13 protein-coding genes and 1 tRNA gene are annotated in these 16,285 nt (G+C 61.6%); all 14 read left to right on the forward strand.

The features are described 5' to 3' along the window. On the forward strand, positions 1 to 153 hold a 153-nt coding region (locus F3N42_RS15465), incomplete at its 5' end, for an EF-Tu C-terminal domain-related protein (RefSeq protein WP_455024282.1). Positions 154 to 271: 118 nt separating this feature from the next. After that, positions 272 to 347: transfer RNA gene (locus F3N42_RS15470), tRNA-Trp, on the forward strand. Positions 348 to 398: 51 nt separating this feature from the next. Next, positions 399 to 776, forward strand: coding sequence for a preprotein translocase subunit SecE (gene secE, locus F3N42_RS15475; protein WP_150865868.1), 378 nt, complete (start codon positions 399 to 401; stop codon positions 774 to 776). Positions 777 to 779: 3 nt separating this feature from the next. Beyond that, the gene (nusG, locus tag F3N42_RS15480; protein WP_150865871.1) at positions 780 to 1,313 is read left to right on the forward strand and encodes a transcription termination/antitermination protein NusG; all 534 of its coding nucleotides are present in this window, start codon (positions 780 to 782) and stop codon (positions 1,311 to 1,313) included. A gap of 133 nt (positions 1,314 to 1,446) precedes the next feature. Next, positions 1,447 to 1,881 (forward strand): 50S ribosomal protein L11, encoded by a 435-nt coding sequence (rplK, locus tag F3N42_RS15485; protein ID WP_150865874.1) that lies wholly within the window; start codon positions 1,447 to 1,449, stop codon positions 1,879 to 1,881. Further along, a complete protein-coding gene (gene rplA, locus F3N42_RS15490; protein ID WP_150865877.1) occupies positions 1,881 to 2,576 on the forward strand; it encodes a 50S ribosomal protein L1 in 696 nt (231 codons plus the stop codon). The genes rplK and rplA overlap by 1 nt, the downstream gene beginning before the upstream one ends. Positions 2,577 to 2,832: 256 nt before the next feature. Next, positions 2,833 to 3,360: a 50S ribosomal protein L10 gene (rplJ, locus tag F3N42_RS15495; RefSeq protein ID WP_150865880.1), complete on the forward strand. Its 528-nt coding sequence runs from the start codon at positions 2,833 to 2,835 to the stop codon at positions 3,358 to 3,360. 63 nt (positions 3,361 to 3,423) lie between these two features. After that, the gene (gene rplL / locus F3N42_RS15500) at positions 3,424 to 3,807 is read left to right on the forward strand and encodes a 50S ribosomal protein L7/L12 (RefSeq protein WP_150865883.1); all 384 of its coding nucleotides are present in this window, start codon (positions 3,424 to 3,426) and stop codon (positions 3,805 to 3,807) included. Between the two features lie 160 nt (positions 3,808 to 3,967). After that, entirely contained in the window at positions 3,968 to 8,047 is a 4,080-nt protein-coding gene (gene rpoB, locus F3N42_RS15505) for a DNA-directed RNA polymerase subunit beta (protein WP_150865887.1), read from the forward strand. 19 nt (positions 8,048 to 8,066) lie between these two features. Beyond that, on the forward strand, positions 8,067 to 12,326 hold the full coding sequence (gene rpoC / locus F3N42_RS15510; protein ID WP_150865890.1) for a DNA-directed RNA polymerase subunit beta': 4,260 nt from the start codon (positions 8,067 to 8,069) through the stop codon (positions 12,324 to 12,326). An 802-nt stretch (positions 12,327 to 13,128) separates the two neighbouring features. Beyond that, a complete protein-coding gene (gene rpsL / locus F3N42_RS15515; protein ID WP_150865893.1) occupies positions 13,129 to 13,503 on the forward strand; it encodes a 30S ribosomal protein S12 in 375 nt (124 codons plus the stop codon). Positions 13,504 to 13,533: 30 nt separating this feature from the next. Then, entirely contained in the window at positions 13,534 to 14,007 is a 474-nt protein-coding gene (gene rpsG, locus F3N42_RS15520) for a 30S ribosomal protein S7 (RefSeq protein ID WP_150865896.1), read from the forward strand. A 36-nt stretch (positions 14,008 to 14,043) separates the two neighbouring features. Continuing rightward, positions 14,044 to 16,137: an elongation factor G gene (fusA, locus tag F3N42_RS15525; protein ID WP_150865899.1), complete on the forward strand. Its 2,094-nt coding sequence runs from the start codon at positions 14,044 to 14,046 to the stop codon at positions 16,135 to 16,137. 36 nt (positions 16,138 to 16,173) lie between these two features. Continuing rightward, positions 16,174 to 16,285: GTP-binding protein (locus tag F3N42_RS15530; protein ID WP_224784981.1), on the forward strand; the 112-nt coding region annotated here is incomplete at its 3' end.

Genomic DNA, 16,285 nt, shown 5'->3' on the forward strand with positions numbered 1-16,285 from the left:
CCGGAAGGCGTCGAGATGGTGATGCCGGGTGACAACATTCAGATGAAGGTTGATCTGATTGCCCCGATCGCCATGGAAGAAGGTCTGCGTTTCGCCATCCGTGAAGGCGGTCGTACCGTCGGCGCCGGCGTCGTCGCGAAGATCTTCGAGTAAGCAGTAAATTGTGACGGGTGGCGCCTGGTGCGGCACCCGTTACTCACGAAAGCTGGCGGCCGAAGGGCCTGCCGGCTTTCGTAGTCTGGAACGGAGCCAAACAGGCTCCAGACAATAAAGGCCAGTAGCTCAATTGGCAGAGCAGCGGTCTCCAAAACCGCAGGTTGGGGGTTCGAGTCCCTCCTGGCCTGCCAGGCTTGCACCTTTGCGACCTGGCTTACAAAGACAATGGAAATGACCGGAACATGAGCAGTAAAGCGGAAAACACGAAATCGCCGCTGGTTGACAGCTTTCTCCTGCTGGTGGCCGTGGCGCTGCTCGTCGGCGGTATCGGTGCGTATTACTACTTCCAGGACGCGGCCAATATGCCCGTCCGTGTGGGTGGCCTGATCGTCGTTTCGCTGGTTGCCGCCTGGGTGGCGGGTCAGTCGCAGAAAGGCGGCGCCTTCTTCCGTTTCCTCAAGGAAGCGGATATCGAGCGTCGCAAGGTGGTCTGGCCCACTCACCAGGAAACATTGCAGACATCGTTGATGGTGATCGTGGTCACCATCCTGATTTCGCTGTTCCTGGCCGGTGTCGACTGGTTGCTGGGTGCGCTTGTGCGCAACCTGCTGGGGGGTTGATTGATGGCCAAGCGCTGGTACGTGGTACACGCTTACTCGGGTTTTGAGAAGAGCGTCAAGAAATCGCTCGAAGAGCGCATCAAGCGCGAGGGCATGGAGGAGTACTTCGGTGAAGTGCTCGTCCCCACTGAAGAAGTAGTGGAAATGAAAGGCGGCCAGAAGCGCCGCTCCGACCGCAAGTTCTTCCCCGGCTACGTGCTGGTGGAAATGGACATGACGGACGAGAGCTGGCACCTGGTCAAGGACGTGCCCAAGGTGATGGGCTTTATCGGCGGCACCGCTGATCGTCCGGCGCCGATTACCGAACGTGAAGCCAACGCGATCCTTGATCGTGTTCGCGAAGGCGTGGACAAGCCGCGCCCGAAGGTGCTGTTCGAGCCGGGCGAAATGGTCCGGGTTATCGACGGCCCCTTCAACGACTTCAACGGCGTTGTCGAGGAAGTCAATTACGACAAGAGCCGCCTGCGTGTGGCCGTACTGATTTTTGGACGTTCGACCCCGGTGGAGCTCGAGTTCCACCAGGTCGAGAAGTCCTGACGACGGTGACGCGTGACGCGTAACGCGTGACGGGAGGTATTCCTGTCACGCGTTACGCGTCACCTGTCACCCAAACAACTGACGGGGAGTCCGTGTCGTGAGTGGCCGGACGTTTGGACCCGGGGAGTAGAACATGGCTAAGAAGATTTCAGCTTATATCAAGCTGCAGGTGCCTGCCGGCCAGGCCAACCCGAGCCCGCCAGTGGGCCCGGCGCTGGGTCAGCATGGCGTCAACATCATGGAATTCTGCAAGGCGTTCAACGCCGACAGCCAGGGCCTGGAGCCCGGCATGCCGATTCCGGTTGTGATCACGGTTTACAGCGATCGCAGCTTCACGTTCATCACCAAGACGCCGCCGGCGGCCGTCCTGCTGCGCAAGGCCGCGGGCATTGCCAAGGGCAGTGGTGAGCCGAACACCAAGAAGGTGGGTACGGTCACGCGCGATCAGCTCGAAGAGATCGCCAAGACCAAGGAACCCGACCTGACCGCGGCCGACATGGACGCGGCGGTGCGCACCATCGCGGGTTCCGCCCGCAGCATGGGCCTGAACGTGGAGGGCGTAGAATAATGGCTAAGCTGAGCAAACGCATGCGGGCGATCCGCGAGCAGGTTGAGCCGACGAAGGTTTACACCATCGACGAGGCATTCGACCTGTTGAAGAAGACCTCGGGCGCGAAATTCAACGAATCCGTTGATGTCGCGATTCGCCTTGGCGTCGATCCTAAGAAGTCTGACCAGAACGTTCGTGGCTCGACCGTGCTGCCGAACGGCACCGGCAAGAGCGTGCGCGTCGCCGTGTTCGCACAGGGCCCGAACGCCGAAGCGGCCACGGCCGCCGGTGCGGACCTGGTGGGCATGGACGATCTCGCCGAGCGCATCCAGGGTGGCGAGATGGACTTCGACGTGGTCATCGCTACGCCGGACGCCATGCGCGTCGTCGGTAAGCTTGGCCAGGTGCTGGGTCCCCGCGGCCTGATGCCGAACCCGAAAGTGGGCACGGTGACCACCGATGTCGAGACTGCCGTGAAGAACGCCAAGGCCGGCCAGGTGCGTTTCCGTACCGACAAGGCAGGCATCATTCACAGCACCATCGGCAAGTCCGACTTCGAGGTCGACGCACTGAAGCAGAACCTGTCCGCCCTGCTGGGCGACCTGGTCAAGCTGAAGCCGGCGTCGGCGAAGGGTCACTACCTGAAGAAGGTGGCGCTGTCCACGACCATGGGTCCGGGTGTCACCGTCGATCACTCGACGCTGGACTACTAAGAATTTCACGGTCCCGCCGGTTTGTTGGCGGGGCAGTGGGGTAGGCGGGCTTGACCCGTCAAAGACCGCAGGTGTTCGCACACCCCCAGGGTGTGAGGACTTAAGGGTGACACGGGAAACCGTTCACGGCCTGCGCAGATGGTGGAGCCCCCGCCACTCGAGCGCTTCGTTTTCGCGTAGCGCTGGCGTGGCGGGGTAGCCACTGAAACGTACTGGAAGGGCCGGAGTAACGGTCCCTGCAATCCAGGAGGTAAAAATGGCGCTCAATTTCGAGCAGAAAAAGGCAGTTGTGGCGGAAGTGGCGGAAGCCGCTGGAAGCGCACTGTCTGCCGTGGCGGCGGAGTATCGTGGCCTGACCGTAGAGGAAATGACCGACCTGCGTGTGAAAGCGCGTGAGAGCGGTGTTTACCTCAAGGTCGCCAAGAACACCCTCGCCCGCAAAGCCGTGGAAGGCACCGAGTTCGAGTGCATGCGTGAGTCAATGACAGGTCCCATCCTGTTGGCTTTCAGCATGGACGATCCCGGCGCCGCTGCGCGCCTGGTCAAGGACTACGCTAAAGAGCACGACAAGCTCGTCACCAAGAACGTCGCCATCGGCGGCGCGCTGTATGACGCGAGTGAGCTGGATCGTCTCTCCAAGCTGCCGACCTACGACCAGGCGATCGCCATGCTGATGGGTGTAATGAAAGCACCGGTCGAGAAATTCGTCCGTACGCTGGCAGAACCCCATACCAAGCTGGTTCGCACTGTCGCGGCTGTGCGGGACGCCAAGCAGGCTGCCTGAGCAATTTTTTGTAGTTAAACCGTGGGCTTAACCGCCCCGCCTGAAAATGTAATGGAGACGACAATGGCCGTTTCAAAAGAAGATATCCTCGAAACCATCGCCTCAATGAGCGTGATGGACGTCGTCGAGCTGATCGACGCCATGGAAGAGAAGTTTGGTGTTTCTGCTGCTGCCCCGGTGGCCGTCGCAGCTGCCGGTCCGGCGGCTGGCGGTGACGCTGGCGCCGCTGAAGAGAAGTCTGACTTCGACGTGGTGCTGACCTCCTTCGGCAGCAACAAGGTTCCGGTCATCAAGGTGGTTCGTGAAATCACCGGCCTGGGCCTGAAAGAAGCCAAGGACCTGGTCGAAGGCGCTCCTTCCCCGATCAAGGAAGGCGTCGAGAAGGCCGAGGCCGAGGACATCCAGAAAAAACTCGAAGAAGCTGGCGCTTCTGTCGAGGTCAAGTAAGTATTTTTCCCGGCAACGGGAAAAACGCGGAACCGGCTGGGGGCTCACGCCTCCGGCCTGTTCCTGTTTGCGGCGCGGCACCCTCAGGTCGCCGCGCCGTAACGAACCATGTATTTATTGAGCCGGCCCGGATGGGACGGCCTTCGAGGTGGTGCTAAAGATGAGTTACTCCTTCACTGAGAAAAAGCGTATCCGTAAGGATTTCGGCAAGCGCCAGGCTGTCCTGGACGTGCCGTTCCTGCTGGAAACCCAGATCCGCTCCTACCAGGAATTCCTGCAGCTGGAGACGGAAGCGGATGATCGTCGCGAGCGTGGTCTTCACGGGGCCCTGAAATCGGTATTCCCGATTGCGTCCTACTCGGGCAACGCCGCGCTGGAATATGTCAGCTACACGCTGGGCGATCCGCCTTTCGACGTCAAGGAGTGCAAGCTCCGTGGCATGACCTTCGGCGCCCCGCTGCGCGTCAAGGTGCGCCTGGTCATTTACGACAAGGACAGCTCCGCCAAGCAGAAGCCGGTCAAGAGCGTGAAAGAGCAGGACGTCTACATGGGCGACCTGCCGCTGATGACTGATACCGGTACCTTTATCATCAACGGTACCGAGCGCGTGATCGTGTCCCAGTTGCACCGCTCACCGGGCGTGTTCTTCGATCACGACAAGGGCAAGACCCACTCCAGCGGCAAGCTGCTGTTCTCCGCGCGCGTCATTCCGTACCGCGGTTCCTGGCTGGACTTCGAGTTCGACCCTAAGGACTGCATCTTTACGCGTATCGACCGTCGCCGCAAACTGCCGGTGACTGTGCTGCTGCGCGCGCTGGGCATGACCAACGAGGAAATCCTCGACACCTTCTTCGAGACCAGCAAGATCTCGCTGAAGAAGGAAGGCGCCAAGCTGGAAGTGGTGCCCGAACGCCTGCGTGGCGAAAGCGCGCAGATGGACATCAAGGACAAGAGCGGCGCCATCATTGTTGACGAAGGCAAGCGCATCACCGCGCGCCACGTCAAGCTGATCGGCGAAGCCGGCATCAAGTCCCTGGACGTGTCCGACGAGTACCTGGAGGCGAAGATCATCGCCCGTACCATCGTCGATACCGACTCCGGCGAAGTCCTGGCCGAGGCCAATGCACCGATCACCGAGGAACTGCTCGAGTCGCTGCGCGAAGCCGGCATCAAGGACATCGAGGTGCTGTACGTCAATGACCTCGACCAGGGGCCGTACATTTCCAGCACCCTGAACATCGATCCGACCACCACCGAACTGGAAGCGCTGGTCGAGATCTACCGCATGATGCGCCCGGGTGAGCCGCCGACCAAGGAAGCGGCCCAGAACCTGTTCAAGAACCTGTTCTTTACCGAGGAGCGCTACGACCTGTCGTCAGTCGGTCGCATGAAGTTTAACCGCCGGGTTCGCCGCGACAGCGTCGAGGGTCCGGGCGTGCTGGACCGCGACGACATCCTCGATGTGCTGAAGGAACTGATCAACATCCGTAACGGCAATGGCCAGGTTGACGATATCGATCACCTGGGCAATCGTCGCGTGCGTTCCGTTGGTGAAATGGCCGAGAACGTGTTCCGCGTGGGCGTGGTCCGCGTCGAACGCGCCGTACGCGAGCGCCTGTCCGTGGCAGAAAGCGAAGGCCTGACGCCTCAGGAACTGATCAACGCCAAGCCCGTCGCGGCGGCGATCAAGGAGTTCTTCGGTTCATCCCAGCTCAGCCAGTTCATGGACCAGAACAACCCGCTGTCGGAAGTCACCCATAAGCGCCGTGTTTCGGCACTGGGCCCGGGTGGCCTGACCCGTGAGCGTGCGGGCTTCGAGGTGCGCGACGTGCACCCGACCCACTACGGCCGTGTCTGCCCGATTGAAACGCCTGAAGGCCCGAACATCGGCCTGATCAACTCGCTGGCCGTGTACTCGCGCACCAACGACTACGGCTTCCTCGAGACGCCGTACCGGAAGGTCGCCAACGGTAAGGTGACGGACGACGTCGAATACCTGTCGGCGATCGAAGAGGGCGATTACGTGATCGCGCAGGCGAACGCCGGCCTGGATAAGGACGGCAAGTTCACCGACGAGTTCATCCCCTGCCGTCACATGGGCGAATTCACGCTGAAGGAGCCGGCCGACGTGTCCTACATGGACGTCTCGCCGAAGCAGATCGTTTCCGTGGCCGCATCGCTGGTGCCGTTCCTGGAGCACGATGACGCCAACCGCGCGCTGATGGGCTCCAACATGCAGCGCCAGGCCGTGCCGACCCTGAAGGCGGACAAGCCGCTGGTGGGTACCGGTATGGAGCGCGTGGTCGCCACCGACTCCGGTGTAACTGCGGTGGCCAAGCGCGGCGGCCTGGTCGACCAGGTCGACGCCGGCCGTATCGTGGTGCGTGTGAATGAGGAAGAAGTGCCGGCCGGTGACCCGGGCGTGGACATCTACAACCTCGTCAAGTACCAGCGTTCCAACCAGAACACCTGCATGAACCAGCGTCCGCTGGTGACCGTAGGCGACGTGGTGCAGCCGGGCGACGTCCTGGCAGACGGCCCGTCCACCGACCTGGGTGAACTGGCCCTGGGACAGAACATGCTGGTCGCGTTCATGCCGTGGAACGGCTACAACTTTGAGGACTCGATCCTGATCTCGGAGCGCGTGGTGCAGGAAGATCGCTTCACCACCATCCACATCGAGGAACTGACCTGCGTGGCCCGTGACACCAAGCTGGGCTCGGAGGAAATCACCGCCGATATCCCGAACGTGGGCGAGCACAACCTGAACAAGCTGGACCAGTCCGGCATCGTCTACATCGGCGCCGAAGTGCGCACCGGCGACATCCTGGTCGGTAAGGTCACGCCCAAGGGTGAGACCCAGCTGACCCCGGAAGAGAAGCTGCTGCGCGCCATCTTCGGTGAGAAGGCCTCGGACGTGAAAGACACCTCGCTGCGCGTGCCCTCGGGCATGGACGGCACGGTCATCGACGTCCAGGTGTTCACCCGCGACGGCGTTGAAAAAGACGAGCGTGCGATCTCCATTGAGAAGGACCAGATGGCGCAGGTGCGTAAGGACCTGGACGACCAGCTGCGTATCGTCGAGAACGCCATTTACCAGCGTCTCGAAAATGCCCTGCTGAACAAGGTCGCCGACAAGGGTCCGGGCCTGAAGAAGGGCCAGAAGGTCACCGAGTCCTACCTGGCCGACCTGGACCGGGACGACTGGTTCAAGCTGCGCATGGTCAACGATGACGCCAACGACCTGCTCGAGCAGATGGCCGAGCAGATCAAGACGCAGCGCCAGCAGTTCGACGCCCGCTTCGAAGAGAAGAAGGGCAAGATCACCCAGGGTGACGACCTCGCCCCGGGCGTGCTGAAGATGGTCAAGGTCTACCTGGCCGTCAAGCGCCGCGTACAGCCGGGCGACAAGATGGCAGGCCGTCACGGTAACAAGGGTGTGATTTCCATGATTGTCCCGCAGGAGGACATGCCTTACATGGAAGACGGCACCCCGGTCGATATCGCGCTGAACCCGCTGGGCGTACCTTCACGTATGAACATCGGCCAGGTGCTGGAAACACACCTGGGCTGGGCGGCACGTGGGCTGGGCCTGCGTATCGGCGAAATGCTGGACGCCAAGGCCAAGACCGACGACATCCGTGGCTTCCTGGACCAGGTCTACAACTCCGACCAGGACGGCCGCGTGAACATGAAGCAGTTCTCCGCCGGTGAGATCAAGACCATGGCCGAGAACCTGCGTGGCGGTGTGCCGATGGCCACCCCGGTGTTCGACGGTGCCCCTGAAGTCGAGATCAAGCGCCTGTTGGAACTCGCCGGCCTGCCGGCCAGTGGCCAGACCACGCTGTACGACGGCCGTACCGGTGACGCCTTCGACCGTCCGGTTACGGTGGGTTACATGTACATGCTGAAGCTGAACCACCTGGTGGACGACAAGATGCACGCGCGTTCCACCGGCCCGTACTCCCTGGTCACGCAGCAGCCGCTGGGTGGTAAGGCGCAGTTCGGTGGCCAGCGCTTCGGTGAAATGGAAGTCTGGGCCCTGGAAGCCTACGGTGCGGCCTACACGCTGCAGGAAATGCTGACGGTCAAGTCCGACGACGTCAGCGGCCGTAACCAGATGTACAAGAACATTGTTGATGGCAATCACGAGATGGCGGCCGGCATGCCGGAGTCCTTCAACGTACTGGTGAAGGAAATCCGCTCTCTGGGCATCAACATGGAACTCGAAGAGTCCTGAACGGGACAGGAGACGAAACGTGAGAGACCTTCTTAATCTCTACAACCGCCAGCGCCAGCCGCTGGATTTCGACGCCATCAAGATTGGCCTGGCTCCGCCAGACCTGATCCGTTCATGGTCCTACGGCGAAGTGAAGAAGCCGGAAACCATCAACTACCGGACCTTCAAGCCGGAGCGTGATGGCCTGTTCTGTGCGGCGATCTTCGGCCCGACCAAGGACTACGAGTGCCTGTGCGGCAAGTACAAGCGCATGAAGCACCGCGGCGTGGTCTGTGAAAAGTGTGGTACCGAGGTTACGCTGACCAAGGTACGCCGTGAGCGCATGGCCCATATTGAGCTGGCCAGCCCGGTCGCGCACATCTGGTTCCTGAAGTCGCTGCCGTCGCGTATTGGCCTGATGCTGGACATGACGCTGCGTGACATCGAGCGGATCCTGTACTTCGAGTCCTACGTGGTGCTCGACGCCGGCCTGACCGACCTGGAACGCGGCCAGTTGCTCACCGATGAGCAGTACCTTGACGCGGTCGAGACCTACGGTGACGAGTTCGTCGCCAAGATGGGCGCCGAGGCGATCTACGACCTGCTGTCGACCATCAACCTGACCGAAGAACTGGCGCAGCTGCGCGAAGACATCGGTGCGACCCGTTCAGAAACCAAGCTGAAGCGCCTGTCCAAGCGCGTCAAGCTGGTCGAGGCGTTCATCGACTCCGGCAACCGCCCGGAATTCATGATCATGAGCGTGCTGCCGGTGCTGCCGCCGGACCTGCGTCCGCTGGTGCCGCTGGATGGTGGCCGTTTCGCCACCTCGGACCTGAATGACCTGTACCGCCGCGTCATCAACCGTAACAACCGCCTGAAGCGACTGCTGGAGCTCAACGCCCCGGACATCATCGTGCGCAATGAAAAGCGCATGCTGCAGGAAGCGGTGGATGCGCTGCTGGACAACGGCCGCCGCGGCCGTGCCATCACCGGCACCAACCGCCGCCCGCTGAAGTCGCTGGCCGACATGATCAAGGGCAAGCAGGGCCGCTTTCGCCAGAACCTGCTGGGCAAGCGCGTCGACTACTCCGGCCGTTCGGTCATCGTGGTTGGCCCGACCCTGAAGCTGCACCAGTGCGGCCTGCCCAAGAAGATGGCGCTGGAACTGTTCAAGCCGTTCATCTTCTCCAAGCTGCAGCGTCGCGGCATGGCCGCGACCATCAAGGCCGCCAAGAAGCTGGTCGAAGCCGAGAAGGCCGAGGTCTGGGATATCCTCTCCGAGGTGATCCGCGAGCACCCCGTGCTGCTGAACCGTGCGCCGACCCTGCATCGCCTGGGTATCCAGGCGTTCGAGCCGGTACTGATTGAAGGCAAGGCCATCCAGCTGCACCCGCTGGTGTGTACCGCGTTCAACGCCGACTTCGACGGTGACCAGATGGCCGTACACGTGCCGCTGTCCGTCGAAGCGCAGCTGGAAGCGCGCGCGCTGATGATGTCTACAAACAACATCCTGTCGCCCGCCAATGGTGAGCCGATCATCGTGCCGACCCAGGACGTGGTCCTGGGCCTGTACTACATGACCCGTGAACTGGCCGGCGTACCGGGTGAGGGCATGTACTTCGCCGACACCGCGGAAGTGCACCGTGCCTATGAGAACAAGGTGGTCGACCTGCACGCACGCATCAAGGTGCGCATCGAGGAGACCATCATCTCCGAGCACGGTGAAGAGCGTAAGGAGATCAACCTGGTCGAGACCACGGTCGGTCGTGCCCTGCTGGCGGAAATCCGCCCGGAAGGCATGCCGTTCCACATGCTCAACCACGCGCTGAAAAAGAAGCAGATCTCCGAGCTGATCAACTCCTGCTACCGTCGCCTGGGCCTGAAGAAATCCGTGGTCTTCGCGGATCGCCTGATGTACACGGGCTTCCAGTACGCCACCGACGCCGGTGTATCCATCGGCATCGACGACCTGGTGATCCCGGTCGAGAAAGCGGACATCCTGGAGAAGGCCGAGGACGAAGTGGTCGAGATCCAGAACCAGTACGCATCTGGCCTGGTGACCGCCGGCGAGCGCTACAACAAGGTCGTGGATATCTGGTCGCGTACCAACGAGCAGGTCGCCCGCGAGATGATGAAGGCCATCGGTTACGACCAGGTCGAAATCGACGGCAAGATGGTCGACCAGGCCTCGATGAACTCCGTGTTCATCATGGCCGACTCCGGCGCGCGTGGTTCCGCCGCCCAGATCCGCCAGCTGGCGGGCATGCGTGGCCTGATGGCCAAGCCGGATGGCTCCATCATCGAAACGCCCATCACCACGAACTTCCGTGAGGGCCTGGACGTGATGCAGTACTTCATCTCCACTCACGGTGCCCGTAAGGGTCTCGCGGATACGGCGCTGAAGACGGCTAACTCCGGTTACCTGACCCGTCGCCTGGTCGACGTGGCGCAGGACGTGGTCATCACCGAGGTCGATTGCGGAACCGAGAACGGTATCTCGATGCAGCCGATCGTTGAGGGTGGTGACGTGGTCGAGGCCCTGAGCGCCCGTGTGCTGGGTCGTACCGTGGCCGCCGACGTGCTCAAGCCGGGTACCGAGGATGTGCTGGTCGCCCGCAACACGCTGCTCGATGAGCAGCTGGTGGAAGACCTGGAGGCCGCCGGTGTCGATCACGTTCTGGTGCGCTCCACCATCACCTGTGACACGCGTTACGGTGTCTGCGCGCTGTGTTACGGCCGTGACCTGGCCCGTGGTGACCTGGTGAACATTGGAGAAGCGGTGGGTGTGATTGCCGCGCAGTCCATCGGTGAGCCGGGCACGCAGCTGACGATGCGTACCTTCCATATCGGTGGTGCCGCATCGCGTGCCGCCGCCGTGGATCACATCCAGGTGAAGTCGAAAGGCACGATCCGCCTGCATAACATGAAGTCGGTTGAGAACGCCGAGGGCAAGCTGGTCGCGGTATCCCGCTCCGGTGAAATCTCGGTCATCGACGAAAACGGCCGTGAGCGTGAACGTTACAAGGTGCCTTACGGCGCCATCGTCCAGCTCCGCGACGAAGACAAGGTCAACGCCGGCGACATCATCGCCAACTGGGATCCGCATACCCATCCGATTGTCACGGAAGTGGCCGGTAAGGTGCGCTTCCAGGATATCGTCGATGGTATCACCGTGTCCGAGGAGACCGATGAAATCACTGGCCTGACCAGCCTTGTCGTGACCGATCCGAAGCAGCGTTCTTCCGCGGATCGTGATCGTCGCCCGACGGTCAGCCTGCTGGACGCCAAGGGCAAGGAACTCCACCTGCCGGGCTCCGAGCAGCCGGCGCAGTACCCGCTGCCCCCGGGCTCGGTCGTTAACATCACCGATGGCCAGGACGTGGCCGTGGGTGACGTCATCGCCCGTGTACCGCAGGAGTCTTCGAAGACCCGTGACATCACCGGTGGTCTGCCGCGAGTCGCCGACCTGTTCGAGGCTCGCAAGCCGAAGGAACCGTCCATCCTGGCCGCCAAGTCCGGTGTCGTCAGCTTTGGCAAGGAAACCAAGGGCAAGCAGCGCCTGGTGATCACGCCCACCGAGGATGACATCAAGCGCGCCAAGGACAACCCGGTCGATGGCATGATCGACAAGCACGCCGACGAGCCGCACGAGGAACTGATTCCGAAGTGGCGCCACGTCATCGTGTTCGAGGGTGAGCACGTCGAGAAGGGCGAAACCGTCGTGGACGGCGAGCCCAGCCCGCACGACATCCTGCAACTGATGGGCGTGGAAGCCCTGGCCGATTACCTGGTCAAGGAAATCCAGGACGTCTACCGTCTGCAGGGCGTGGGCATCAACGACAAGCACATCGAGGTGATCATCCGCCAGATGCTGCGCAAGGCCGAAGTCCGCGAGGGTGGCGACACCCGCCTGCTGCGTTCCGAGCAGCTGGACCTGGCCCGCGTGCTGGAAGAGAACGAAGTCGCCCGCCGTGACGGTGGTGAGCCGGCCGAGTACCTGCGTGTACTGCTGGGTATCACCAAGGCGTCACTGGCCACGGAATCGTTCATTTCTGCGGCTTCCTTCCAGGAAACCACGCGCGTACTGACCGAGGCGGCCGTTCGCGGCACCACGGACAACCTGCGTGGCCTGAAGGAAAACGTCATCGTCGGTCGCCTGATCCCCGCCGGTACCGGTATGGCCTACCACGCCTCGCGCAAGCGGGTCGTGGAAGAGCAGCCCGAGATTGATCTCGCTGCCCTGGCCGCTGCCGTCGCCGCCGAGGAGCCGGCTTCCGCCGAGGATGCCGACGCGGAGTGAAAGCTTGAAGCGGGTGGGTGACTGCTCGCTGATCGGCTGAAGGAAAGGGCCTGGCGTTTGCCGGGCCTTTTTCGTTGGTGAAAGTGGGTCGGGTTGTGGTGGGTCGCGGAAATCGGGGCTTTGGTTGGGGATGGGGAGGTCGACAAGGGCGTACGCAGATTTCGCGAATGACGCCAAGGGCGCGAAAGAAGTTGGTGTGTCGCCCCCGGGTGGCAACTGCGCACCTGGAGCGCCGTCAGCGCGGCGGGACACATGGGGTGCAATCTGGGGGGGGCATAGGGTTACTCCGGTGCTTGACTGTGTGCTGGGCACGAAGATTGGCCTTCGTGTCGCTGTCAGTGCCCCTGACAGGGAGCTGGACGCAACAACAAGCCGTTGACCGTTTCGATCATGCGACGGCGCCGCAGGCGGGCAGGGCCAACCCCCGCCTTCTTTCGCGCCCTTGGCGTCATTCGCGAAATTTGCGTGCGCTTTTGACAACCTCCCCACGTATTTTGACAACATCCCAACACAGCACTTGCCTTCCACCCAAAGTCCTGCCATAATTGTCCAGCTAACTCGAACGATCTTCCCATAAGGGAAGCCGGACGGGCCGAAGATTCCACAAACGGCCTGTCTCGGAAAGCCGATGTCGCCGGCGCGTGGGCCGGATTTCGTAGGCGCTCAACCAGGGTTGATTTGATCCCGGTTGGGCGTTTGACATTGCGAGAAGGGTGTGTAGAATGCGCCCCCTTCGACAGGAAGACCCCAGGCCTAATGACCGGGGCGCCTGTCGATTTTTGTTTATCAGGGTCAGGAAATTATGTCGACAGTCAATCAATTGGTACGTAAGCCGCGCAAGCCCAAGGTGTACAAGAGCAATGTGCCTGCGCTGGAAGGTTGCCCGCAAAAGCGTGGCGTGTGCACGCGCGTTTACACCACCACCCCGAAGAAGCCGAACTCGGCACTTCGCAAGGTGGCCCGTGTGCGTTTGACCAACGGATTCGAAGTGACCTCCTACATTGGTGGTGAAGGTCATAACCTGCAGGAGCACAGTGTGGTGCTGATCCGCGGCGGTCGTGTTAAAGACCTGCCGGGTGTGCGTTACCACACCGTGCGCGGCAGCCTGGATACGGCCGGTGTGAGTGATCGCCGCCAGGGCCGTTCCAAGTATGGCGCCAAGCGCCCCAAGAGCTGAGCCGGCTCAAGCTGAGAATTGGAATAGACGATGTCAAGAAAGCATTCGAATTTCACCCGTGAAATCCTGCCGGATCCCAAGTTCGGTAGCGAAGTGATCGCGCGTTTCATCAACATGGTGATGGAGAGCGGCAAGAAGTCTGTCGCCGAGCGCATCGTGTACGGCGCCATGGATTCCATGGAAGAGCGTAACAAGAGCGCGAGCCCGGTTGAGCTGATCGAGCAGGCGCTCGATAACGTCAGCCCGATGGTCGAGGTAAAGTCCCGTCGTGTCGGTGGCGCCACCTACCAGGTGCCCGTCGAAGTGCGCCCGAAGCGTCGCCAGACCCTGGCCATGCGCTGGATCATTGATGCCGCACGCAAGCGCAGCGAGACCAACATGCCGAACCGGCTGGCCGGTGAACTGTTGGAAGCTGTTGAGCAGCGTGGCGCGGCCGTGAAGAAGCGCGAAGAAGTACACCGTATGGCAGAGGCCAACAAGGCCTTCTCGCACTACCGCTGGTAATCGCGGTAACACGAACAGAATTCAGAGGATAGGACAGTGGCCAGAACGACCCCAATCGATCGGTATCGCAACATCGGCATCATGGCGCACATTGATGCCGGCAAGACGACGACGACCGAACGTATCCTGTTTTACACCGGTGTCTCTCACAAGATCGGTGAAGTGCATGATGGCGCCGCCACCATGGACTGGATGGAGCAGGAGCAGGAGCGTGGTATCACCATCACGTCTGCAGCCACGACCTGTTTCTGGAGTGGCATGGACCAGCAGTTCCCGCAGCACCGTATCAACATCATTGATACCCCGGGACACGTTGACTTCACCATCGAGGTGGAGCGTTCGCTGCGCGTGCTCGACGGCACCGTGGCCGTGTTCTGTGCGGTAGGTGGTGTGCAGCCGCAGTCCGAGACGGTCTGGCGCCAGGCGACCCGTTACAACGTGCCGCGCCTGGCCTTCGTCAACAAGATGGACCGTACCGGCGCCAACTTCTCCCGCGTGGTCGAGCAGATCAAGCAGCGCCTGGGTGCGCGTGCCGTGCCGATCCAGCTGCCGATCGGCGCCGAGGAAGATTTCGAGGGCGTGATCGACCTGGTGCGCATGAAGGCCATTTACTGGAACCAGGAAGACATGGGCGTTACGTACGAAGCCCGTGACATCCCGGCCGAGCTGCAGGCTGATGCCGAAGCGGCGCACGAGTACATGGTCGAGATGGCTGCCGAGGCCAATGAAGAGCTGATGGAAGCCTACCTGGAAAACGGTGAGCTGACCGAAGAGCAGATCATCCTGGGCCTGCGTACCGGCACCATCAACAATGACATCGTCTGCTGCATGTGCGGCACGGCCTTCAAGAACAAGGGCGTGCAGGCGCTGCTGGACAAGGTCATCGAACTGATGCCGGCACCGACCGACGTGGCTGCGATCAAGGGCATCCTCGAGAACGAGGAAGAGGCCGTTCGCAAGAGCGACGACGGTGCGCCGTTCTCAGCGCTGGCGTTCAAGATCGCCACCGACCCGTTCGTGGGCTCGCTGACGTTCTTCCGTGTGTACTCCGGCGTCCTTAGCTCTGGCGACACCGTGTACAACTCGGTCAAGGGCAAGAAGGAGCGCGTCGGTCGTATCCTGCAGATGCACGCCAACTCCCGCGAGGAGATCAAGGAAGTGCGCGCGGGCGATATCGCCGCGGCCGTTGGCCTGAAGGACGTCACCACCGGTGACACGCTGTGTGACCTGAACGAGGTCATCACCCTCGAGCGCATGGAGTTCCCCGAGCCGGTGATCTCCGTAGCCGTGGAGCCGAAGACCAAGTCCGACCAGGAGAAGATGGGTATCGCGCTGCAGAAGCTGGCGCAGGAAGATCCTTCGTTCCGTGTTCACACGGATGAAGAGTCTGGCCAGACCATCATCTCCGGCATGGGCGAGCTTCACCTGGATATCCTGGTGGATCGCATGAAGCGCGAGTTCAAGGTCGAGGCTAACGTCGGTCGCCCGCAGGTGGCATACCGCGAAACCATCCGCAAGGCGGTGGAGGCCGAAGGCAAGTTCGTGCGCCAGTCCGGTGGTCGCGGCCAGTACGGTCACGTCAAGATCCGCATGGAGCCGATGGAATCCGGCGCCGGCTACGAGTTCGAAAACGCCATCGTAGGTGGTGTTGTGCCGCGCGAGTACATCGGTTCCGTGGACAAGGGCATGCAGGAGCAGATGGAAAACGGCGTGATCGCGGGCTACCCGATGGTCGACGTCAAGTGCACGCTGTTTGACGGTTCGTACCACGAGGTGGATTCGAACGAAATGGCCTTCAAGATCGCCGGCTCCATGGCGTTCAAGAACGGCGCCATCACGGCCGACCCGGTCCTGCTGGAGCCGATGATGAAGGTCGAAGTCGTGACCCCGGAAGATTACATGGGTGACGTGATGGGTGACCTGAACCGTCGTCGTGGCATCGTCCAGGGCATGGAAGACGCGCCGTCGGGCAAGATCGTCAACGCCCACGTGCCGCTGTCGGAAATGTTTGGCTACGCCACGGACCTGCGTTCACAGACCCAGGGCCGCGCGACCTACACCATGGAATTCGATCACTACGCCGAAGCACCGGCCAGTGTCGCCGAAGAGATTATCAAGAAGACCGCGTAATCGCGTGTCGATACGGAACTGACGAGGAACTATCCGATGTCCAAGGAAAAATTCGAACGTAACAAGCCCCACGTGAACGTCGGCACGATCGGTCACGTGGACCACGGCAAGACGACGCTGACGGCGGCGCTGACCAAGGTGTGCGCCG

Source organism: Marinihelvus fidelis, assembly GCF_008725655.1.
In the GTDB taxonomy this organism is placed as follows: domain Bacteria; phylum Pseudomonadota; class Gammaproteobacteria; order Xanthomonadales; family SZUA-36; genus Marinihelvus; species Marinihelvus fidelis.